Origin of the sequence: Achromobacter anxifer (genome assembly GCF_903652925.1) — a bacterium.
Taxonomy (GTDB): Bacteria; Pseudomonadota; Gammaproteobacteria; order Burkholderiales; family Burkholderiaceae_B; genus Achromobacter; species Achromobacter anxifer.
Genome location: NZ_CAHLAR010000008.1, coordinates 157,793 through 178,708 on the forward strand (window position 1 = coordinate 157,793; position 20,916 = coordinate 178,708).

Consider the following 20,916-nt stretch of genomic DNA (forward strand, 5'->3'; position numbering starts at 1 on the left):
ACCCATGAGTTTGCCTACAAGCACGACATCCGCCCGCGCCCGGCCTGGCGCGCTGCACCTGCTCGGCGCCGCCGCGCTGCTGGGACTGGCCCTGTTCCCCGCGGGTGTCGTCGCCCAGGCCACCCTGCCCGCGCTGACCGCCACCCCGGGACCGAACGGCTCCGAAACCTATTCGCTCAGCATGCAGACCCTGCTGCTGATGACGTCGCTGTCGTTCCTGCCCGCCGCGCTGCTGATGATGACGGGCTTCACCCGCATCATCATCGTGCTGGGCCTCTTGCGCAGCGCCATGGGAACGGCCATGTCGCCGCCCAACCACGTGCTGATCGGCCTGGCGCTGTTCCTGACCTTCTATACGATGTCGCCGGTATTCGACAAGATCTACACCGACGCCTACAAGCCGCTGTCCGAGGGCTCGATCCAGTTCGAGGCCGCGGTCGAGCGGGCCGCCGCGCCGCTGCGCACCTTCATGTTGCACCAGACGCGCGAGAACGACCTGTCGCTGTTCGCCAACCTGGCCAAGCAGCCGGCCCTGGAAGACCCCTCGCAAGTGCCGCTGCGCATCCTGGTGCCGGCTTTCATTACCAGTGAACTCAAGACCGCGTTCCAGATCGGCTTCACCATCTTCATCCCCTTCCTCATCATCGACCTGGTGATCGCCAGCGTGCTGATGGCGTTGGGCATGATGATGGTTCCGCCCGTGACAGTGGCCCTGCCCTTCAAGCTGATGCTGTTCGTGCTGGCGGACGGCTGGAACCTGCTCATGGGCTCGCTGGCCCAGAGCTTCTACCAATAACGCCTGGAGGAGAATCGCCATGACCGCCGAAACCGTCATGACCATGACCTACCAGGCGATGAAGATCGTGCTGGCGATGGCGGGCCCCCTGCTGCTCATCACCCTGGTGGTCGGCCTGGTCATCAGCATCTTCCAGGCCGCCACGCAGATCAACGAAATGACGCTGTCGTTCATTCCGAAGCTGCTGGCCATGTGCGGCGTGCTGGTGCTGCTCGGCCCCTGGCTCATCGGCGTCATGGTCGACTACATCCGGCAACTGATCGGCCAGATCCCCATGCTGGTGTCCTGAGCGGCCTTCGCCGCCGGACGCCGGACCTTTCCTCCCCATGATCGCCTTCACGCTCGAACAGCTCAACGGCTGGATCGGCCAGTTCCTCTGGCCGTTCGTGCGCATCCTGGCGCTGGTGGGCACGGCCCCCCTCTTCTCCGAATCGCTGATCCCGGTCAAGGTCAAGGTTGGCCTGGCTTTCGTCCTGGCCGTCGCCGTCAGTCCGGCCCTGGACCCCATGCCTCCCATCGCGCCTGGATCCTTTGCCGGGCTGTGGATGGTGATGCAGCAGGTGCTGATCGGCATCGCGCTGGGCTTCACGATGCGCCTGGTGTTCGCCGCGGTACAGACCGCGGGCGAATTCGTGGGCCTGCAGATGGGCCTGTCGTTCGCTTCCTTTTTCGATCCCAGCTCGGGCGCCAACACCGCGGTGCTGTCGCGCCTGTTCAACATCATCGCGATGCTCACCTTCCTGGCGCTGGACGGCCACCTGCTGGTCCTGGCGGCGCTGGTGCGCTCCTTCGACACGCTGCCCATCGCCATGATTCAGCTGCATCAGAACGGCTGGGGCGTGGTGGTGGAATGGGGCAAGACCATATTCATCTCGGGCCTGTTGCTGGCGCTGCCGCTGATCTGCGCCTTGCTGACCATCAACCTGGCCATGGGCATCCTGAACCGCGCCGCCCAGCAGCTGTCCGTGTTCTCGATCGGCTTTCCGGTGACGCTCATCATCGGCGTAACGATCCTGGCCGTCGTGCTGCCGCATGCCGGCCCCTTCCTGGAATCGTTGTTCGAATCGGGGCTGAACGCGATGAGCCGCGTCGCCGACGCGCTCGCGGGGCGCTAGCCCCGCTGGTTCCGCCAGCCCAGCTGGCTCCGCGCCCAGGCCAGGCGCCGCCGGCGCCAGGCTTGGGATTGCCGGGTCTTACTGCTGTCCGGTCAGGCGGAACACGCGGATCGTGTCGCGCAGCGCGCTGGACTGGCTGCCCAGCTGCACGACGGCGCCGCCCAGGTCCTGGACCAGCGCGGTGTTCTGCACCGTCATCACATCCATCTGCGACACGGCCGTGTCCACCTGCTCGATGCCGCTGGATTGCTCCTGCGAGGCCTGCGAGATCTCGCCGATGATGTCGGTCACGCGGTGCACGGCGGCCACGATGTCTTGCATCGTCGCGCCGGCCTGCTCGGCCTGCAGCGAGCCTTCCGTCACGCGCTCGACGGAATCCTCGATCAAGCCCTTGATCTCCTTGGCCGCCTGGGCGCTCTTCTGGGCCAGGCTGCGGACCTCGCCCGCCACCACTGCGAAGCCCTTGCCGGATTCCCCGGCGCGAGCCGCTTCCACCGCCGCGTTCAACGCCAGGATGTTGGTCTGGAACGCGATGCCTTCGATGATGCTGACGATGTCGGCAATCTTGCGCGAGCTGTCGGAAATGCCGTGCATGGTGCTGACTACCTGCCCCACCGCGACGCCGCCGCGGCGCGCCACGTCCATGCTGCTGGCGGCCAGCTGATTGGCTTGGTGCGCGTTGTCCGCATTCTGCCGCACGGTGGACGTCAGCTGTTCCATGCTGGCGGCGGTCTGCTGCAGGGACGCGGCCTGGCCCTCCGTGCGGCCAGCCAGCTCCTGGTTGCCGCGCGCGATGTGGGCCGCAGCATGGGTCGTGCCTTCGATGCCGCGATACACGTCCTGCGCAATGCCTATCAGGCTCTTGCGCATGACCTCCAACGAGAATTTCAGGCTGCCGATCTCGTCATCGGAATCCGCCACGATCTGCGTGGTCAGATTTCCGGCCGCAACCTGGCGCGCCATGTTGGCGGCGTCGACCATGGGATCCAGCAGTGAACGCGACAGGCGCCAGCCCGAACCGAAGATGGCGATGATGCCCAAGGCGATCGCCGCGCAGCCCAGGCTCGCGCCCAGCGTGCTCAGTTCGTCCCAGTTGGCACGCAAGCCATAGATCCCCGCGCCAGCCATGATCCCGGACGACAGCAGCGCCTGGCGCAACATGCGGCTGCGCACGGTGCGCTTGAAGGGAAACGTCAGCGCGTCCAGGCCACGGCGCCAGCCGGCGCGCACCGGACGGCCGCGTAGGATGCGCACGCCCCGGGCCCTGCCCTCGCGGATGCGAGCGTAGAGCGCCTCGGCCATTTCGATCTGCTCTTCGGACGGGCGCACCCGCACCGAGGAGTACGCCACGACTTCGCCGTTCTCGACGATGGGCGTGGCATTGGCCAGCACCCAATAGAAGCCGCCATCCTTGCGCCGGTTCTTCACCAGACCCAGCCAGGATTCGCCGGCCTGCAGCGTCTCCCACAGGTCCTCGTAGGCTTCCGGAGGCATGTCGGGGTGGCGCACGATGTTATGCGCCTTGCCGATGAGTTCTTCGCGGGAGAAGCCGCTGACTTCGACAAAGGCCGGATTCGCATAGACGATCCGGCCCTTCGTATCGGTACGCGAGATCAGATACTGATCTTCGCGCAGCTTGGTTTCCACGTTATGGACGGGTAGGTTGACGCGCACAGCTTGTCTCCGGGTACATCGGTCGGGCAGCGAATGAACAACGGCGAGCAAACCGGATCTGACGCCCCGCATAGACGCGCTCCCCCGCCCGGGTTCGTCAGGCTGAGCTTCCAGGAAGTCCAAACGCCTTCGAACACTGTTCACCGCCCTTTTCAGGCGTTATTGCAATTAACGGTCAGATTTTCGAAAACTTAACGTGCGCATGAATTTTGCGCGCCTGCGCCCGCAAGGCGGATGGACCGCGGCCGCGGTCCTGCTCCTGGCCTTTCGGGCCAGTAACGTCAAGCCTGCGTCAGAGTCGGCGCGGCGTAGCCAGACAACTGGTGCGCGGGCACTTCGATTACTTCGCCCGCATTGATCTTGAACACGGCCACCGCCTCGGCCAGGCGCTGCGCCTGTTCCTGCAGCGAACCTGCGGCGGCCGCCGCCTCTTCGACCAACGCCGCGTTCTGCTGCGTGACTTCGTCCATCTGCGACACCGCGCGGTTCACCTGGTCGATGCCGCTGGATTGCTCCTCGGACGCCGCCGAGATCTCGCCCATGATGTCCGTCACGCGCTTCACCGAAGCGACGATTTCCTGCATCGTCGCGCCCGCGCGCTCCACCTGCTGCGAACCCGCGCCGACCTTGGTCACCGAGTCCTCGATCAGGCCCTTGATCTCCTTGGCCGCCTGGGCGCTGCGTTGCGCCAGCGAGCGCACTTCACCCGCCACGACCGCAAAGCCCTTGCCCTGCTCGCCCGCGCGCGCCGCTTCCACGGCCGCATTCAGCGCCAGGATGTTGGTCTGGAATGCAATGCCGTCGATCACCGACACGATCTCGGAAATCTTGCGCGAGCTGGCAGAAATGCCCTGCATCGTGCTGACCACTTCCGACACCGCCGAACCTCCGCGCTCGGCCACGTCCGAGGCGCTGGCCGCCAGCTGATTGGCCTGGCGCGCGTTGTCCGCGTTCTGCTTCACGGTCGAGGCCAACTCTTCCATCGAGGCCGCGGTTTCTTCCAGCGAGGCCGCCTGCTCTTCCGTGCGGCTGGACAGGTCCGTGTTGCCCGCCGAAATCTCGCGCGAGCCCACCGTGATCTCGTCCACGCCGCGGCGCACCGTCGACACCGTGCGTGTCAGGCTTTCCTGCATGCGCTTCAAGGCGGCGAACAGCTGGCCTATCTCATTGTGCGAACGCACTTCCACGCGGCTGGTGAGGTCGCCTGCCGCAATCCTGTCGAAATGCTGCCCGGCTTCCACCAGGGGACGCACCACCAGGCGGCCGAACACCAGGCGCGCCAGGATCATCAGCAGCACGGCCAGGCCGACTGCAACGCCCACTGCCACCATGGCGAGCTTGAAATTGGCAGCGGCCTCATCGATCGTGCTCTGCTGCTGATCGTTGATGTACTTGCCGAATTCGTTGATCGCCTCGATGAACGCGGCGCTGCGCGGCGTGCCGTACTCGTTGTTCACCATGTAGAAGGTCGAATAGTCTTCGCTGCGCAGGGCCTCGACCATGGTATCCACGCCATCGTCGATATAGGAGCGATAACGGCGCACCAGGTTCATCGACAGCTGGCGGCCAGTATCGTCCTGCAGCATGTTCTTCTGGAAATCGGCGAAGCGGCTGCGCACACCCGTCAGCAGATCCGTCGCGCCTTTCAGCGCCGCTGCGGCATCGCGAGCCGAGTTTTCACCGCTGCCCCAACCCGATTCCTGCAGGTGGCGGGCGGCAACCATCAGCGCGACGCGCGCGCGCAGCATGTCGCTGTTGATCACCTCAACCTGCTTGGAACGCTCGGTCAAGGCGCTGACTTCGCTGATCGACTCATAGTTGCTCTGCAGGAAATACGCGGCCAGGCCGCCCACCGCCGCGATCAGTACCGCGAAAAACGCCATGACCCACAGCAACATGGTGCCGACGCGGGCGTCCCGCAACCGCAGCTTGCGCTTCACCTTGGGCGCGCGCGCGGCCTTCTTCTTGCCTGCCTTGCCGGCTTTCCCGCCGGATTCGAGACTCGCTTCCATATTATTTCCCCATGCCTCAGGAACTACTCTGACCAAATGAAAAACCACCCTATGGACATGCCTTGTTACACGAGGCATGTACTCAGGGCGACGTACGGCGCGGCCTGCGCCGCGCCGTTTCCCGCTGGACTACAGGGCGCTATTTGCCCCGCGGCTGCAAGCCGGTCGGTTCACCCGGGCCCGGTATGTAGATGGTCTGCACCTCGGGTTCCGCAACGGGCGGCGCCAGATCCTGACGCATGTCAGGCATAGGCGCCGGTCCCAGCAGCTTCTGGCGTTCCCAGGGTTCCAGCAGGATATTGGTGCTGTCGACGAGGCGCAGCAGCCGGCCGTCCGGGCCAAACTGCAACAGCGCTTCCTTGCGGCTGTACAAGCCGTCAGCGACGAAAGTGATCTTGAATGCCCAGAGCGCGAGGAACGTGCCGTCGGTCTGCTTGTAGATCTTGTCGGGAGGGGCGGTGAGCGCCCGCGAAGCCTCTTCCAGCGTCGTTTGCCCGGGGGTCAGGGTCGACAGCTTGTCCGGGTCGAAATTGTGGCCCGTCGCGGCGCAGCCGGCCAGAAACACCGCAAACGCGGCCGCCGCCAGAAGATGTATATAGCCTCGCATACCCTACCCATTTACCGGCCAGGCCGGTGTCAGAAAGATTCCCAATCGTCATCCGCAGGCGCGGACCGGCGGCTTGCAGGCGCGGCGGGTTTCGCTTCCGGCGCGGCGGTCGGACGCAGCGTCGGACGGCGCAACGGACGCGCCGCCGTCGCGCCCTCGGCCGCGGCCGGCTTGGCGCGCGTGGAGTGCGTCAGGCGCACCGCCGGCACGACCTTGGCTTCCGCGGCGGGCGCGGGCGCTGCCTGCACCGGCGCCGCCGGAGCGGCCATACGCGGCGCGGGACGCTGGCCGGCCAGCTGATGCGCGGGAACTTCGATCACTTCGCCCACATGGATCTTGAACACGGCCACCGCCTCGGCCAGGCGTTCCGCCTGTTCTTGCAGCGAGCCCGCGGCTGCGGCCGCCTCTTCCACCAGCGCCGCGTTCTGCTGCGTGACTTCGTCCATCTGCGACACCGCGCGGTTCACCTGGTCGATGCCGCCGGATTGCTCTTCGGACGCAGCCGAGATCTCGCCCATGATGTCCGTCACGCGCTTCACCGAGGCCACGATTTCCTGCATCGTCGCGCCCGCGCGCTCCACCTGCTGCGAACCCGCGCCGACCTTGCTCACCGAGTCCTCGATCAGGCCCTTGATTTCCTTGGCCGCCTGGGCGCTGCGCTGTGCCAGCGAACGCACTTCGCCCGCCACCACTGCAAAGCCCTTGCCCTGCTCGCCCGCCCGCGCCGCTTCCACGGCCGCGTTCAACGCCAGAATGTTGGTCTGGAACGCGATGCCGTCGATTACAGACACGATTTCCGAGATCTTGCGCGAACTGGCGGAAATCTCCTGCATGGTGCTGACCACTTCCGACACCGCCGAACCGCCGCGTTCGGCCACGTCCGAAGCGCTGGCCGCCAACTGGTTGGCCTGGCGCGCGTTGTCGGCGTTCTGCTTCACGGTCGAGGCCAGCTGTTCCATCGACGCCGCGGTTTCTTCCAACGAGGCCGCCTGTTCTTCCGTACGGCTGGACAGGTCCGTATTGCCCGCCGAAATCTCGCGCGAACCGACGTTGATCTCGTCCACGCCGCGACGCACCGCCGACACCGTGCGGGTCAGGCTGTCCTGCATGCGCTTGACCGCCGCCATCAGCATGCCTATCTCGTTGGTGGAGGTCACATCCACTCGGACGGTCAGGTCGCCGCCGGCGATCTTATCGAAACTGTCGCTGACCGCGCGCAACGGGCGCAGGACCACACGATTCATGAACAGGAAGGCGCCCAGCCACACCGCGACGATCACCACGGCCAGCACGATGTACACAATGGCCATCGTGGCCGCCTGCGAGCGCGAGGACGCCACCATCTCTTCACTGTAGGAGGTAATTTCCTTCGCGAAGTCGCTCAATTGCTTGGAAAAGGCTCCGCTCGCGGCGCCTGCACGGGTGTTCTTCAGATCCAGGTAGGCCGCCGAATCGCCCTTGTCCAATGCCGACATCATGGCTTGCAGCGCGTCGGCAAAGCCGTTGAACGAAGAGATCAGATCCCCCTCCGCGCTTTTGCCGATCGCGGTGGTCTTCGGAATGCCCTTGAAGGTTTCCATCTTCTTCTTGGCATCGGCTACCAGTTGCTGCACCGTGCGCGTGTTCTCGCTCGCGCCGCTGGCGTCGCCGGTGGCGCGTTGCGCGGCGGCAATGTCGGCGCGTATGGTGGCGCGCAGCATTTGCGTGTAAGCATCCTTGATCAGATTGGCCTGCTGCACGCTCAGCGTATCCAGGGCGTTGATCGCCTCGGAATTGGACCGCATGCTGTTCCAGCCGAGGACGATGGCCACAAGCGCGGCCAGAGCCACGGCCAACTGAGCGAGCATCAGGCCCGTGCGCACCTTCAGATTGCTAAACATTTCCGTGTATTCCGGTAATCGTCCTGGCGGCATCGTTGCCGCCAGGACGTAAAGGGGGGTAGCTTTACTGCATGTGCTGCGCTGCCGGATCGCTCCGTCAGAAAGACTCCCAATCGTCGTCCGACGGTGGCGGCCGGCGACTGGCCGGCGCTGCCGCAGGCGCGGCTTGCGCGGCACTCGCCGGGCGGCTGGCCGGACGACGCAGCGGACGGACCGTCGTGGCAGAGTCGGCCGCCGGCTTGGGCCGGGCGACTTGCGTCAAACGCGGCGCGGGTGCGGCCTTCGGCGAGGCTTCAGGCGCTTGCGCCTGGGCCGGTTCAGCCGCAGCCTTGGCAGCTGTCCTGGCCGATGCATTGGCGGGTGCCGCCGGCGCCGGCATGCGCGGAGCGCTGCGTTGCGCCGCCAGCTGCTGGGCGGGCACCTCGATCACTTCGCCCGCATTGATCTTGAACACGGCCACGGCCTCGGCCAGGCGCTGCGCCTGTTCCTGCAGCGAACCTGCGGCGGCCGCCGCCTCTTCGACCAGCGCCGCGTTCTGCTGCGTGACTTCGTCCATCTGCGACACCGCGCGGTTCACCTGGTCGATGCCGCTGGACTGCTCCTCGGACGCCGCCGAGATCTCGCCCATGATGTCCGTCACGCGCTTCACCGAAGCCACGATTTCCTGCATCGTCGAGCCGGCGCGCTCCACTTGCTGCGAGCCCGCGCCGACCTTGGTGACCGAGTCCTCGATCAGGCCCTTGATTTCCTTGGCCGCCTGGGCGCTGCGCTGCGCCAAAGAGCGCACTTCACCCGCCACGACCGCAAAGCCCTTGCCCTGCTCGCCTGCGCGCGCCGCTTCCACGGCCGCATTCAGCGCCAGGATGTTGGTTTGGAACGCGATGCCGTCGATCACCGACACGATCTCGGAGATCTTGCGCGAGCTGGCCGAGATCTCCTGCATCGTGTTGACCACTTCCGACACCGCCGAACCACCGCGCTCGGCCACGTCCGAGGCGCTGGCCGCCAACTGGTTGGCCTGGCGCGCGTTGTCCGCATTCTGCTTCACGGTCGAAGCCAGCTGCTCCATCGAGGCCGCGGTTTCCTCCAGCGAGGCCGCCTGCTGCTCGGTGCGGCTGGACAGGTCCGTATTGCCTGCCGAGATCTCGCGCGAACCGACGTTGATCTCGTCCACGCCGCGGCGCACCGACGCCACGGTGCGCGTCAGGCTCTCCTGCATGCGCTTGACCGAGGCAAACAGCTGACCGATCTCATTGGTGCTGCGCACCTCGATACGGCCGGTGAAATCACCCGCAGCGATCTTCTCGAAATGGTCCCCGGCATCGCGCAGCGGCCGCAGCACGGTCCGGCTGATGAAGATCCAGCAGCCCAGGGCCAGAACCAGCGCAATCGCCAGCATCACGATCGTGACCGTGCGCGAAATCCCATGCGCCACGGCAGCCTGGGCCACCAATTCGTCGGTGCTGGTATCGACAAAGTCCAGCACGCCACCCACCGCCTCGCGCAACACCGAGTTCGCGGCGCTGCCCGCATCGTTCAGGTCCAGGTATTCTTGCACCGCCATCGAGGACAGGGCGGCAACCTGCCGCTTGACCACGTCGTCGAACTGCTTGTAGGCGCTTTCCAGCTTCTGGTTCAGCGCCTCGGCGCCTTCCAGGCGGGGCGCCTTGCGGTACTCGTCCAGCGCCTTGGCGCCCTCTTGCATCAGCCCTTCCGCGCGCTTGGTCTGCGAAACGGCCTGTTCGGTCTTGCCCTGTTGCAGATCCATCAGGGAGGTCGCCAGCAGCAAACGGCCGCGCAGGAACAGCGTGTAAGCCTTGTTCAACAGCGTGGCTTGCGTGGAGTAGGCATCATTGACCTGCTCCAGCTTGGTATTACTGGAATTCAGCCCGACCCAGGAAACGCCATTGGATATGAACATGGCGCCCGTGAAGAGCAGCAACACCAGAACTAGACAGGTGCGGACTTTCAAGTTGACAAGCATGGACTATCCAAGCGTTAAACGATGTGAAACGACTATTTCCTACCCTGCACGCACGCACGGACGCCCCGGCCCCTGGCCAGTAGCGTCCGCAACGGCGCAACCTTCCGCACGCAATGGCGCGTTTTTGGACCTACAGCATTACTACTTGCGGCTGAACAGGCTTGATCCCTGGATGGTCATGAATGCCGCCGACGCCGCTTGCAACGCAACCTGGCGCAGGGCCAGTTGGCTGGCGCCCTGGTAATAGTCCAGCTCTTCCAGATCCGACAGGGACTTGGAGTACGACAAGCCCTTCTGCGTGCCGGTGGCGTCCAGCGCTTCCAGTTCGTTCATCCGGGCACCCACCGACGCTTGCACCGTAAGCACGTTGTCGTAGGTGTTCGCCAGCTTCCTGTTGGTCGTGGCCAAGACGTTGTTCAGCCTGGCGGTTGCGACCGGATCGCCGGCGCTGGGCGCATCCAGGGCGGCGATGACATCGTTGAGGGTGGCGAACACGTCCATGTTCATGCCTGCGGACTGGACGCTGTCGACGTTGATCACGTCGCCGGCCTTCGGGGCGCCCTTGACCGACATCGATACGCCGCTGCCCAGATCGATGGTTGCACCGTCGGCGTAGGCCTTCGCGGGCGAGCCGGCTGCAGGCACGGTCGCGCTGGAACCGTCGGGATTGGTCGTCGTGACCCGATAACCGACGGCTCCGGTGACCGCATCGGTTTCGAACTGCACCGCGAACTTCTTGCCCGCGTTGGCCGTACCTGGCGTCACCGAGGCCGCGGTGAATTCGGCCGTACCGGTGTTGGTGCTGGCTGCGGAGGTAACAAACGTCTGCGACCCCGGGTTGGCGCGGCCAAAGATATCCTTGCCCAGATCGCTGGTCGAGAGCTGTCGGCTCTGATCCACCTGAATCGTCCGTTCACCAACCGAACCGCTATAGACGATCTGACCTGCCGCGTTCTTGGAATAGGGCACCACACTGCCATCGTTGCCCGAGAACAGGTACTGGCCATTGCCGTCCGTCGTATTGGCCAGACCCAGCAGGGCATCCCGCGTGCTCTTGAGCGCAGTCGACAAGGTCTGGCGGTCGCTATCGGAGAGCACGCCGCCTGCCTGGAGGATACGCGTCCGCGCTTCCTGCAAGGCATTCGTCACCGCGGTCAGGGTATTGCTTTCCTGGCCCAGATTCGTGTTGGCCGTCTGGCGATTCAAGCCGTAGGTGTTGTTCATGCTCTGCGTCTGCGCCACGCTGATGGCCTGCGCGGCCGCCAGGGGATCATCCGCAGGGCTCAGGTTCTTGCGCCCGCTACCGACCTGCTCAACCAGGCGGTTCATGTCGGATTCCTGAGAGAGAACGCCCTTCAGGCCGTTCGCGTACATCATCGAGGTGCTCAGGCGCATGGTGAAGCTCCGAAATTATCTTTATTGGTCACGATTCAACGATCCGATCAGCCGCGCAGACCCAGCAGCGTGTCGAACATGGTGCTGGCCACATCGATGATGCGGGCGCTGGCCTGGTATTGCTCCTGGTACAACGACAGGCTGACGTATTCTTCGTTCAGGTTGACGCCCGACACGGCTTGCTGCGCCGCGGTCTTCTGCGTGATCAGGTTGGCCTGGGCGGTGGCGGCGGACTTGAGCTGTTGCGTCTGGACGCCGACGGTGTTCACGACCTGGCCGAACATGTCGTTCACGCTCATCGTGCCGTTGCCCAGCACCTTGGAGTTCTGCAGCTGCGCCAGCTTCAGCGCGTTCTTGCCGTTGGCGTCGCCGCCGGCCGCATCGGCCGCGGCGATCTTGTACGGATCGCTGATCAGCACGGTAAGGTCGCGCGCCGCATCGCGGGTGGGCGCCAGCGACCACTTGTCGCCCGCCTGGGGCGGCGCGCTGATGGTCAGCTTCACGCCCATTTCGCTCTCGAGATCGAGCGTGCCCGGCGTACCCGTAGACGGACCGTTGTAGACCTGCGAACCTTCCGGCATGCGCAGCACGCGGTAGTTCGTGCCATCGAACGAGATCTCGTATTCCTTGGCGTTGATGTTGTTCAGATTTGTGAACTCGCCAGTCAGCGTCGCGTTGCTCTTGTTCTGCGCATTGGGCACGCCTTGCGGCGAACCGATACCGAAAAAGTCGGTGCCCGGGTTGCCGTTCTGGTCCAGGCCCTGTTTGTGCTGCTCGTTGAAGGACAGCGCCAGGCCGACGGCCATCTGGCCCAGCTGGCTTTGCATGACGTCCAGCGAGGTAGCCCGGAACTGCAGCAGGCCGCCCAGCGAACCGCCGGTCACTTCCGCGTCGTTCAGTTCCACCGCAACCGTCTTGCCGGCGCCTGCCGGCAAGGTGTAGGCGATGGCGGTACGGCCCGCGTCCTTGGACGAAGCCACCGCCTGCAACGGGTAAATGGTATTGCCCGACAGCAGCGCCTGGCCGCCATTGGCCAGCGAGATATTGATCTTGTCGCCTTGTTCGTAGGTGGTGATGCCCACCAACTTATTCAGTTCCATCACCGCCTGGTCGCGCTGGTCCAGGAGATCGTTCGGGGGGCTGCCGCCCGCCTTGCCCGTGGCCAGCGAGATCTGCTGGTTCAGGTCGTCGATGCGAGACAGGTAGCTGTTGACCTGCTCCACCGTCGTCGTGATCTGCGTGTTCAGGCCGATGCGCTGATTCTGCATTTCCGTGTAGGCCGAACGGATCTGGGTGGCCAGGCTATTGGCCTTGCCCAGCAGGTCCTGGCGCGCCGCGGGGTCCGCGGGCTTGCTCGCCACGGCGTTCATGCTGGTGAAGAAGTTGGTCAGGCCGGGAGCGATGCCCACCGTGCGGTCGGCGAACAGGTTGTTGATCGCCGAAACCTGGTCAAACTGCGTCTGCAGCTGGGCGCCGCTGCCCTGGGCGCCAACCAGCTGCTTGTACAGGAAGCTGTCGTAGCTGCGCACGACGGTGTCGACCTGGACGCCGCGGCCGATGTAGCCGTTGCTGGTGGCCTGCGCGCCGGCCGTCGAAACCATGACGCGCTGGCGGTTGTAACCGACCGTGGTGGCATTGTTGATATTGTGGCTGGTGGTGGCCAAGCCTGCCTGAGCGGCGTTCAGCCCGCCCAGCGCCAATTTATACATGTTCATGCTGACAACGCCCCGTATTTAAGCGCAACCGATATACCTGGATACTCCGTTAACGGCAGGAGATGATCCGAATTTAGAGTCCATCCAACATCTGGCGGGAAATTTCCACCTTGGATGCCGCGCCGCGCAATTGGCTCATCACCCCGATCAGCTTCTGCGCGTACTGCGGATCCGTCGCATAACCCGCGTCCTGGATCCGGCGCGCCGCTTCGATTTCATTGCGCGCCTGCGTCACGCCTTCGTAGCGCGGGCTGTTGCCGATCAGGCGCGCGTAATCCGCGAACGATTCCTCATAGGACGCATAGGCGCGGAAAGGTTGCGTCACCTTTTTCGCCACGCCGTCCTCATATTCGGTGGTGAGCACGTTGACGACCTTGCCCTTCCAGCTGGCGCCGGCCTTGATGCCGAACAGGTTGTAGCTGGTGCTGCCGTCCTGATGCTTGATCTCGCGCTTGCCCCAACCGGATTCGAGCGCCGCCTGGCCCATGATCAGGCGCGCAGGCACGCCGCTTTGCTGCGATGCCAGATTGGCCGCGCGCGACATCTTGGAGACGAAGGAAACCACATGCTCGGGCGCACCCTCGGCGGCGGCCAGCGCACGGTTCTGAGCGCTGTTGTTGCGCATCACGTTCAGCAGCGCCGAGACTTCCCGCGAACCGGCCGAACGGAAATCGAGATCGCCGCCCTCACCCAGGCGCTTGATCGCATCCGCGCCCAGCTCGCCCGGCTTGCCTTGCTGCATCTGCGCCAGGATGGCACCGGACAGACCGATGCCGGGCGACGCCAGGTGCAGCGCCAACTGCTCGTCCGCCATGGACTGCAGCATCTGCGTCTGCTGGGAATCAAACAGCCCTTCCTTGGGCGTGGCCTCGCGCATGCGCTTGACCATCATTTGCAGGAACAGGGCCTCGAACTGCTTGGCCACCTGCTTCTGCTGCTCGGTGCCTTCCGGGTCCTTCTTGACGTCGCGCTTCAGGTCCGACAGGCGCCCCATGTCGAAGACCGAATCCTGGCGGCCTGCGCCGCGCGCCGCATCATTGGTGTAAGCCATGGCCGTCAGATGATTTCCAGTTCGGCGCGCAGGGCGCCCGCGGACTTCATGGCCTGCAGGATCGCCAGCAGGTCCTGCGGCGTGGCGCCCAGGGCATTCAAGCCCTTGACCACGTCAGCCAGATTGGCGCTGGTGCTCACGCGCTGCAGGGAGCCGTTGTCCTGGCGCACCTCGATCTGCGTGTTCGGCACCACCACCGTCTGCCCTTCCGTGAAGGGCGTGTCCGGCTGCGAGACCTGGTTCTGGCGGTTGATGATGACCGACAGGTTGCCGTGGGCCACCGCGGCCTCTTCGATCATGACGGTGCGATTCATCACGACCGAACCGGTGCGGGCATTGATGATGACCTTGGCGACCGTGGGCGCGCGCGCCACCTGCAGGTCCTCGACCTGCGACAGGAAGCGGGCCTGCGAGGCCTGCTCCATGGGCGTGCGCACCTGCACCACCCTGCCGTCCAGCGCCGTGGCGGTGCCCTGGCCGAACTTGCGGTTCAGTGCGGCGACCACGTTCTGCGCCGTGCCGAAATCCGTGTTGTTCAGTTCCAGATAGATGTAGCCGTCGCGCGAGAACGTGGTGGGCACGCCGCGTTCGACGATGGCGCCCGCGCTGATGCGGCCGCCGTTCAGCTGGTTGATCTGCACGCTGGAACCGCCGGCGGACGCGCCGGCTCCGCCCACCAGGATGTTGCCCTGGGCGATGGCGTACACCTGGCTGTCGGCGCCCTTCAGCGGGGTCATCAGCAAGGTGCCGCCGCGCAGGCTCTTGGCGTTGCCCATGGAGGACACCACCACGTCCAGCGTCTGTCCCGGGCGGGCGAAGGCCGGCAGCGTGGTCGTGACCATGACCGCCGCCACGTTCTTCAGCTGCATGTTGCTGCCGGCGGGCACGGTGATGCCCAGCTGCGACAGCATATTGGTCAGGCTTTGCTGCGTGAACGGCGTCTGGCGCACCTGGTCGCCGCTGCCGTCCAGGCCCACCACCAGGCCGTAGCCGATCAGCTGGTTGCCGCGCACGCCCTGGATCGAGGCCAGGTCCTTGAGGCGCTCGGCATGGGCCGCGCCGGCGCCGGCCGCCAGTCCGACCGAAACGCAGACGCGCGCCAACAAGGACAGCAAGGCGGATATCGGATTCGGTTGTTTCATGTTCAGAACGGCGAAGCGATCAGGAAGAAGCGTTGCAGCCAGCCCATGGTCTGGACTTCGTCCATGACTCCCTTGCTGCGGTATTCGATGCGCGCGTCGGCCACTTGCGTGGACGACACGGTGTTGGTGCCGGTGATGGAACGCGGATCCACCACGCCGGAGAAGCGCACGAATTCGCTGCCCCGGTTGATGGCGATCTGCTTTTCGCCGGCGACCTGCAGGTTGCCGTTCGACATCACGCCCACCACCGTCGTGGTGATGGTGCCGGTGAAGGCGTTGTTCGCGGTGCTGTCGCCCTTGCCCTGCGACACGTTGCCGCCCTTGGCTTCCGTGTTCAGGTTGGCGTTGGCCCAGCTGTCCATGAAGGACGGCGCCGCGGCGATGCCGAGAGTGGTGTTGCCGCTGCGATTTGTGTTCGTGGCGACGTTCTTCGAGGCGTTCGTCTTTTCGTTCAGGACGATGGTGACGATATCCCCCACGTTGCGCGGACGGCGGTCCTCGAACAGGGGATAGTTGCCGTAGGTCGTCGGCTGGTAGATGGAGCCCGTGGGCTGCGCCATGGGCGTGGGCTGAGGCGGCGGCGCGGCCGTCGTCGGCCCGGTCACGATGGGCTCGGGCGGAATCATGGCGCAACCGGCCACCAGCAAAGCCAGTGCCGCGCTCGATACCAGACGCAGGACAGACATGGACATCACAGTTGGGTCAGGCGGGCCAGCATTTCGTCCGACGTCTTGACGGCCTTGCTGTTCATTTCGTACGCGCGCTGCGTGGTGATCATGTTGACCAGTTCCTCAGCGACGTTAACGTTGGACGTTTCGACGTAGTTCTGCATGATCGAACCCGCCCCGTCGACGCCCGGCTGCAGCAGGTTGGCCGGGCCGGAGGCGTCGGTTTCCAGGTACAGGTTTTCGCCGACGCTTTGCAGCCCGGTGGGATTGATGAACGTGGCGATCTGCAACTGGCCGACCTGCACATTGATGCCAGCGGCGCCAGGCTGCGTCACCGACACGATGCCGTCCTTGCCGATGGAGATCGTCAGCGCGTTGTCGGGGATGTTCATGGGCGGCTGGATCACGTAGCCGCTGACGGTCGTCAACTGGCCGTTCTGGTCGCGTTGCAGAGCGCCGTCGCGGGTGTACGCCTGGGTGCCATCCGGCAATTCGACCTGCAGGAAACCGCGGCCGTTGATGGCGATGTCCATTTCGCCGCCGGTGTTGTTCAGGTTGCCAGTGGTGTGGATGCGCTCGGTCGCGGCCACGCGCGCGCCGGTGCCGAGCTGCAAGCCCGAAGGCAGCTGGGTGGCGTCGCCGACCTGGGCCCCGGGCTGGCGTAGCGTCTGGTACATCAGGTCCTGGAACACGGCGCGGCCGCGCTTGAAACCATTGGTGGAGACGTTGGCCAAGTTGTTCGAAATCACGTCCATGGAGGTCTGCTGACCTTCCAGGCCCGTCTTGGCGATCCACAGCGAACGCATCATGATGAAGTACTCCTGGTGCCGCGGCCCGGCCGCGCGCGGAAATTGTTTTTAATTCAGTTGCCGTATCAGGCGCTTACCGACAGGATGCCGTTGGCGCGCTCGGCGTTGCGGTCCGACTGCTGGATCACCTGCATCTGCTGCTCGAAGCGGCGCGCGTTCGCGATCATGCCCACCATTGCCGCCATCGGATTGGTGTTGCTGCCTTCGAGCACGCCCGACAGCAGCCGCAGGCTGGGGTCGGCGGGCGCCGGAGGCGCAGGCTGGCCATTGACCGGCGCCAGACGGAACACGCCGTCATCGCCGTGCACCAGCTGCTCGTTCGGCGGGCTGGCCAGCTTGAGGCGGCCCAGGTTCAGGATGTTGTTCGGCGCGTCGCCCGCGCCGATGGCCGTGATGGTGCCATCCGAGGTAATCGTCAGCGCGGCCTGGTCGGGCACGTCGATGGGACCGCCCTGGTCTGACAGCACCGGCTGGCCCAGCGAGGTCTGCAGCAGGCCGTTGATTCCCACCTGCAGACTGCCGGCGCGCGTATAGGCCTCGCCCTGCGGCGTCTGCACGGCCAGCCAGCCGCGCTCGCTGGACAGCGCCACGTCCAGGTCCCGGCCCGTGGTCTGCATATTGCCCATCTGGAAGCTGTTGCGCGGCGTGGACGCCACCGTCGAAACGCGCGTGGGCAGGCTCACCCCGTCCGTGACGGGAACCGACCGGTACAGCGCGATCTGCTCGCGAAAACCCGTCGTGTTCACGTTGGCCATGTTGTTGGAAAGCGCGGCCTGATGCTCGGTGATACGCGCCGCGCCATTCATGGCGGTGTAGATGATACGGTCCATTGCCTATTCCGTCGGTGTCGTCGCTGCCTGCCGGCCTTACTTCAGGTTCATCAGGACTTGCATGATTTCGTCCTGGGTCTTGATGGTCTGCGAGTTGGCCTGGTAGGTGCGCTGAGCGATGATCATGTTCACCAGCTCCTTGCTCATGTCGACGTTGGACGACTCGGTCGCCTGGCCCACGACCTTGGACAAGCCGTTGCTGCCAGGCTGGCCCAGGATGGGTTGGCCGGAGGCGGCGGTTTCGGTCCAGGCGTTGTTGCCCACGGGCTGCAGGCCCTGCAGGTTGGAGAAGTCGGCCAGCACGATGGTGCCCACGACCTGCGTCTGGCCGTTGGTGTAGCTGGCCACCAGGCTGCCGTCGCCACCGATGTTGATGCCGCTGAACTCGCCGGAGGCATAGCCGTTGGGCTTGGCCACCAGCTTGTAGGCGCTGCCGTACTGGGTGGTGCCGGCGTAGTTCATCGCGATGTTGATCGGATCGGCCGGGGTGGTCCCGCCGCCCGGCGTGGCGAAGGACAAATTCACCACGGGCGCGCTGGTCATCACGCCAGCCTTGTTGAACGTGAACTGCTGGGGATTGCCCCAGACATTGCCCGCATTGGTGGTCGGCGCCATGGCCTCGCCGTCCATCGTGTAGTACACGTCGTAGACGCTGTTGCCCGCGGCATCGGCCGGACGCTTCACGAAGTACTGCATGACCTGGTGCGAATTGCCCAGCGAGTCGAACACCGTCATGGGCGACGCGTTGGTATAGGTCGTGCTCAGCTTGGGATCGAAGGGCTTGCCCAGTTCGACGACGGCGGCGGTGTAGTCGACGAAGCCCGGAATGTTGTTCAGTGCGCCGGCGGACACCTGGCCCGTACCGTCGATGGTCACGGTATTGGGCGCCGTGCCATAGGTGGCGGGGGGAGGATTGCCGGGCGTCCAGGTCAGCGCGCCGCCAGCAGCCTTGGTGAACGTGTATGCGGTGCCGCCCAGCGACACGGACCCGGGCTGGGCCGGCGCGGTCACGGTATCGACCGGGTACACGATCTTCGCGTTGGCATCCAGGTTGGCCACGGTGGTGCCAGTGGACGTCGCCTGGGGCGCCACGTTGGCCGTGGGCAGTTGCAGTTCCACCGGGTTCGCGCCGACCGAGCCGGGCGGGTAGCCCGTCAGGCGATAGCCTTGGGCATTGACAATGAAGTTGTTCTTGTCGACCAGGAATTCGCCGTTGCGGGTGTACATCACGGCGCCGCTCTGGTCGGTGACGCGGAACATGCCCTTGGCGCCGTCGATCGCGATGTCATATTCACCGCCGCCGCCGTTCACCGTACCGACGGTGAAGCGCTGGTTGATCGCCGCGACCTTGACGCCCAGGCCGACCCGCGAGCTGGCGTAGACGTCGGCAAACGACGCGGTCGCCGACTTGAAGCCGACGGTGCCGGAGTTGGCGATGTTGTTGCCGATGACGTCCAGGTTCTGCGCCGCGGCGTTCAAGCCGCTCAATCCTTGTCCGAAACCCATGTTTGTTCTCGCTAATCTTTAACTAGGGGAAGCCGCCGCGCCCGCGCCGGCACCGATTCAATGCGCCCGCTTCAGGCGCCGATTACCTTGCGCACGTCCAGCATGCTAGTCTGGCCGTCCAGGCCCAGATCCAGCCTCAGGCCGTTGGTGGAATACGCCACGCTCTTGACCTTGCCGTAGCTCAGCACTTCCGCGTTCACCTTCTTGCCATCGGCGTCCGTGGCCAGCACAGAAACGGTATAGGCGCCCGCCTCCAGCGGCACGCCGTTGTCGTTCTTGCCGTCCCAGTCCAGCGTGTACACGCCGGTCTTCTGATCCTGCGTTTCGATCGTGCGCACGACCGCGCCGTTGGCGTCCGAAATGCGGATCTGCACCTTCTGCGCGTCGCCCTGCAAATCCAGACCGTAAGGAGTGACCACGCGCGCGGCGGGATTATCCGCGTCCACGCCCAGCTTGATCTTGGAGCCGGGAATCAGCACGCCCTTGCCGATCATGGACACGGCATTCATCGACTGGGACACGTCGATCTGCCCGCTGATAGCGAGCATCGTGTTCTTCAGGTTGGTGATGCCTTCCACCGTGGAGATCTGAGCCAGCTGGGACGTCAGCTCGGCGTTCTGCATCGGATTCAGGGGGTCCTGGTTCTGCAGCTGCGTGACCAGCAGCTTCAGGAACTGGTCCTGCAGACCCTGCGCCGTGCTGCTGCCGTTGGCGCCGGTTTGCGCAAGGCCCAGGCCGGTCTTGCTGGTCGATTGGTCGATGGTGGTCATGGGTTCACTGGTTCCGGAAATTAGGACTGGCCGATGGTCAGCGTCTTTTGCATCAACGACTTGGCGGTGTTGAGCACTTCCACGTTCGCCTGGTATGAACGCGAGGCGGCGATCATGTTGACCGTTTCGGCCACCGGATCGACGTTGGGCATGCTGACGTAGCCCTGGGCGTCGGCCAGCGGGTGCTTCGGGTCGTAGACCAGCTTCAGCGGAGACTGGTCCTGGACCACGCCGGCCACGCGCACGCCGCCGATCTCCTGGCCCAGCGCCTGGCCGGCCGGCGGATTCACCTGGAACACGACCTGGCGGGCGCGGTAAGGCTGGCCGTCGGGGCCGACCACGCTGTCGGCGTTGGCCATGTTGCTGGCCGCCACGTTCATGCGCTGCGATTGCGCGCTGAGCGCCGAACCGGCGATATCGAAAATGCTCAACAAGGACATTGCCTGCCGCTCCCTTTAAAAATCATTCCTGAATTGCGGCCATCATGGTCCGGATGCGGCCAGACAGCAGTTGCATCGTGCTTTGGTAATGCAGGGTGTTATCCGCGAATTGCACGCGCTCGATATCCATGTCCACCGTGTTGCCGTCCATGCTGGGCTGGTACGGCAGGCGGTAGAGCAGGTCCGTGGGGCCTTGCGACACGGCCTTGGCCGGAATATGGCGGACCGAGGTCAGCGTCAGCGAGGTGTCGGCCAGGCGCTTGGAGCCTTCCATGGCGTTGGTCATCGCCGTCTTGAAATCGAAATCCCGCGCCTTGTAGTTGGGCGTATCGGCGTTGGCGATGTTCGACGACAGTACTTCCTGGCGCTGTGCGCGCAGTCCCAGGGACTGCTGGAAGAACCGGAAATCTTCATTAAGCCTGTCTAGCATCGTGGCGCCTTGGTGCGTTGCAATTCGGATGAAACCCGGGATTCCGGACAGACCGTTATCCCATTGGATGACGGCATCATAGGGGCCGGGGG

19 protein-coding genes are annotated in these 20,916 nt (G+C 64.9%); 3 read left to right on the forward strand and 16 right to left on the reverse strand.

The features are described 5' to 3' along the window. Positions 1-4: 4 nt before the first annotated feature. The 3 genes from fliP to fliR are packed head-to-tail and all read left to right on the forward strand — an operon-like array spanning position 5 to position 1,911. Positions 5-796 (forward strand): flagellar type III secretion system pore protein FliP, encoded by a 792-nt coding sequence (gene fliP, locus HWY37_RS24015; RefSeq protein WP_175208385.1) that lies wholly within the window; start codon positions 5-7, stop codon positions 794-796. 19 nt (positions 797-815) lie between these two features. After that, a complete protein-coding gene (gene fliQ, locus HWY37_RS24020) occupies positions 816-1,085 on the forward strand; it encodes a flagellar biosynthesis protein FliQ (protein ID WP_175208386.1) in 270 nt (89 codons plus the stop codon). A gap of 37 nt (positions 1,086-1,122) precedes the next feature. After that, complete coding sequence (gene fliR, locus HWY37_RS24025; RefSeq protein WP_175208387.1) at positions 1,123-1,911, forward strand: flagellar biosynthetic protein FliR; 789 nt, start codon at positions 1,123-1,125, stop codon at positions 1,909-1,911. A gap of 78 nt (positions 1,912-1,989) precedes the next feature. Here fliR and HWY37_RS24030 read toward each other — a convergent pair whose 3' ends face one another. The 16 genes from HWY37_RS24030 to flgB form a co-directional block, all read right to left on the reverse strand. Further along, positions 1,990-3,585 carry a methyl-accepting chemotaxis protein gene (locus HWY37_RS24030; RefSeq protein WP_175208388.1) on the reverse strand — a complete coding sequence of 532 codons (1,596 nt, stop codon included), beginning with the start codon at positions 3,583-3,585 and terminating at the stop codon, positions 1,990-1,992. 281 nt (positions 3,586-3,866) lie between these two features. After that, a complete protein-coding gene (locus HWY37_RS24035; protein ID WP_176090011.1) occupies positions 3,867-5,597 on the reverse strand; it encodes a methyl-accepting chemotaxis protein in 1,731 nt (576 codons plus the stop codon). 139 nt (positions 5,598-5,736) lie between these two features. Then, the gene (locus tag HWY37_RS24040; RefSeq protein WP_175211864.1) at positions 5,737-6,204 is read right to left on the reverse strand and encodes a hypothetical protein; all 468 of its coding nucleotides are present in this window, start codon (positions 6,202-6,204) and stop codon (positions 5,737-5,739) included. A gap of 29 nt (positions 6,205-6,233) precedes the next feature. Then, positions 6,234-8,084 carry a methyl-accepting chemotaxis protein gene (locus HWY37_RS24045; RefSeq protein ID WP_176090012.1) on the reverse strand — a complete coding sequence of 617 codons (1,851 nt, stop codon included), beginning with the start codon at positions 8,082-8,084 and terminating at the stop codon, positions 6,234-6,236. A gap of 97 nt (positions 8,085-8,181) precedes the next feature. After that, entirely contained in the window at positions 8,182-10,068 is a 1,887-nt protein-coding gene (locus HWY37_RS24050; RefSeq protein WP_176090013.1) for a methyl-accepting chemotaxis protein, read from the reverse strand. A gap of 141 nt (positions 10,069-10,209) precedes the next feature. Continuing rightward, positions 10,210-11,463, reverse strand: coding sequence for a flagellar hook-associated protein FlgL (gene flgL / locus HWY37_RS24055; RefSeq protein WP_176090014.1), 1,254 nt, complete (start codon positions 11,461-11,463; stop codon positions 10,210-10,212). 47 nt (positions 11,464-11,510) lie between these two features. Continuing rightward, entirely contained in the window at positions 11,511-13,178 is a 1,668-nt protein-coding gene (gene flgK, locus HWY37_RS24060; RefSeq protein ID WP_175208390.1) for a flagellar hook-associated protein FlgK, read from the reverse strand. Positions 13,179-13,251: 73 nt separating this feature from the next. Then, positions 13,252-14,229: a flagellar assembly peptidoglycan hydrolase FlgJ gene (gene flgJ, locus HWY37_RS24065; RefSeq protein ID WP_175208391.1), complete on the reverse strand. Its 978-nt coding sequence runs from the start codon at positions 14,227-14,229 to the stop codon at positions 13,252-13,254. Between the two features lie 5 nt (positions 14,230-14,234). Further along, a complete protein-coding gene (locus HWY37_RS24070) occupies positions 14,235-15,371 on the reverse strand; it encodes a flagellar basal body P-ring protein FlgI (protein WP_175208392.1) in 1,137 nt (378 codons plus the stop codon). A 2-nt stretch (positions 15,372-15,373) separates the two neighbouring features. Further along, positions 15,374-16,063: a flagellar basal body L-ring protein FlgH gene (locus tag HWY37_RS24075; RefSeq protein WP_175208393.1), complete on the reverse strand. Its 690-nt coding sequence runs from the start codon at positions 16,061-16,063 to the stop codon at positions 15,374-15,376. After that, positions 16,063-16,848 carry a flagellar basal-body rod protein FlgG gene (flgG, locus tag HWY37_RS24080; protein ID WP_176090015.1) on the reverse strand — a complete coding sequence of 262 codons (786 nt, stop codon included), beginning with the start codon at positions 16,846-16,848 and terminating at the stop codon, positions 16,063-16,065. The genes HWY37_RS24075 and flgG overlap by 1 nt, the downstream gene beginning before the upstream one ends. 65 nt (positions 16,849-16,913) lie before the next feature. Beyond that, positions 16,914-17,678 carry a flagellar basal body rod protein FlgF gene (locus HWY37_RS24085; RefSeq protein WP_175208395.1) on the reverse strand — a complete coding sequence of 255 codons (765 nt, stop codon included), beginning with the start codon at positions 17,676-17,678 and terminating at the stop codon, positions 16,914-16,916. Between the two features lie 36 nt (positions 17,679-17,714). Beyond that, the gene (locus tag HWY37_RS24090; protein ID WP_175208396.1) at positions 17,715-19,184 is read right to left on the reverse strand and encodes a flagellar hook-basal body complex protein; all 1,470 of its coding nucleotides are present in this window, start codon (positions 19,182-19,184) and stop codon (positions 17,715-17,717) included. A 71-nt stretch (positions 19,185-19,255) separates the two neighbouring features. Beyond that, entirely contained in the window at positions 19,256-19,954 is a 699-nt protein-coding gene (locus HWY37_RS24095) for a flagellar hook capping FlgD N-terminal domain-containing protein (RefSeq protein WP_175208397.1), read from the reverse strand. Between the two features lie 20 nt (positions 19,955-19,974). Next, positions 19,975-20,394: a flagellar basal body rod protein FlgC gene (flgC, locus tag HWY37_RS24100; protein WP_175208398.1), complete on the reverse strand. Its 420-nt coding sequence runs from the start codon at positions 20,392-20,394 to the stop codon at positions 19,975-19,977. Between the two features lie 22 nt (positions 20,395-20,416). Continuing rightward, on the reverse strand, positions 20,417-20,824 hold the full coding sequence (gene flgB / locus HWY37_RS24105) for a flagellar basal body rod protein FlgB (protein ID WP_175208399.1): 408 nt from the start codon (positions 20,822-20,824) through the stop codon (positions 20,417-20,419). Positions 20,825-20,916: the final 92 nt, after the last annotated feature.

Bases quoted from the DNA above. Each gene is read 5' to 3' on its own strand.
- flgL (WP_176090014.1), bottom strand. From the start codon at position 11,463: ATGCGCCTGAGCACCTCGATGATGTACGCGAACGGCCTGAAGGGCGTT.
- HWY37_RS24035 (WP_176090011.1), bottom strand. From the start codon at position 5,597: ATGGAAGCGAGTCTCGAATCCGGCGGGAAAGCCGGCAAGGCAGGCAAG.
- fliR (WP_175208387.1), top strand. From the start codon at position 1,123: ATGATCGCCTTCACGCTCGAACAGCTCAACGGCTGGATCGGCCAGTTC.
- fliQ (WP_175208386.1), top strand. From the start codon at position 816: ATGACCGCCGAAACCGTCATGACCATGACCTACCAGGCGATGAAGATC.
- flgK (WP_175208390.1), bottom strand. From the start codon at position 13,178: ATGAACATGTATAAATTGGCGCTGGGCGGGCTGAACGCCGCTCAGGCA.
- flgC (WP_175208398.1), bottom strand. From the start codon at position 20,394: ATGTCCTTGTTGAGCATTTTCGATATCGCCGGTTCGGCGCTCAGCGCG.
- HWY37_RS24075 (WP_175208393.1), bottom strand. From the start codon at position 16,063: ATGTCCATGTCTGTCCTGCGTCTGGTATCGAGCGCGGCACTGGCTTTG.
- fliP (WP_175208385.1), top strand. From the start codon at position 5: ATGAGTTTGCCTACAAGCACGACATCCGCCCGCGCCCGGCCTGGCGCG.
- flgJ (WP_175208391.1), bottom strand. From the start codon at position 14,229: ATGGCTTACACCAATGATGCGGCGCGCGGCGCAGGCCGCCAGGATTCG.
- HWY37_RS24040 (WP_175211864.1), bottom strand. From the start codon at position 6,204: ATGCGAGGCTATATACATCTTCTGGCGGCGGCCGCGTTTGCGGTGTTT.
- flgG (WP_176090015.1), bottom strand. From the start codon at position 16,848: ATGATGCGTTCGCTGTGGATCGCCAAGACGGGCCTGGAAGGTCAGCAG.
- HWY37_RS24095 (WP_175208397.1), bottom strand. From the start codon at position 19,954: ATGACCACCATCGACCAATCGACCAGCAAGACCGGCCTGGGCCTTGCG.
- HWY37_RS24050 (WP_176090013.1), bottom strand. From the start codon at position 10,068: ATGCTTGTCAACTTGAAAGTCCGCACCTGTCTAGTTCTGGTGTTGCTG.
- HWY37_RS24045 (WP_176090012.1), bottom strand. From the start codon at position 8,084: ATGTTTAGCAATCTGAAGGTGCGCACGGGCCTGATGCTCGCTCAGTTG.
- flgB (WP_175208399.1), bottom strand. From the start codon at position 20,824: ATGCTAGACAGGCTTAATGAAGATTTCCGGTTCTTCCAGCAGTCCCTG.
- HWY37_RS24090 (WP_175208396.1), bottom strand. From the start codon at position 19,184: ATGGGTTTCGGACAAGGATTGAGCGGCTTGAACGCCGCGGCGCAGAAC.
- HWY37_RS24070 (WP_175208392.1), bottom strand. From the start codon at position 15,371: ATGAAACAACCGAATCCGATATCCGCCTTGCTGTCCTTGTTGGCGCGC.
- HWY37_RS24085 (WP_175208395.1), bottom strand. From the start codon at position 17,678: ATGGACCGTATCATCTACACCGCCATGAATGGCGCGGCGCGTATCACC.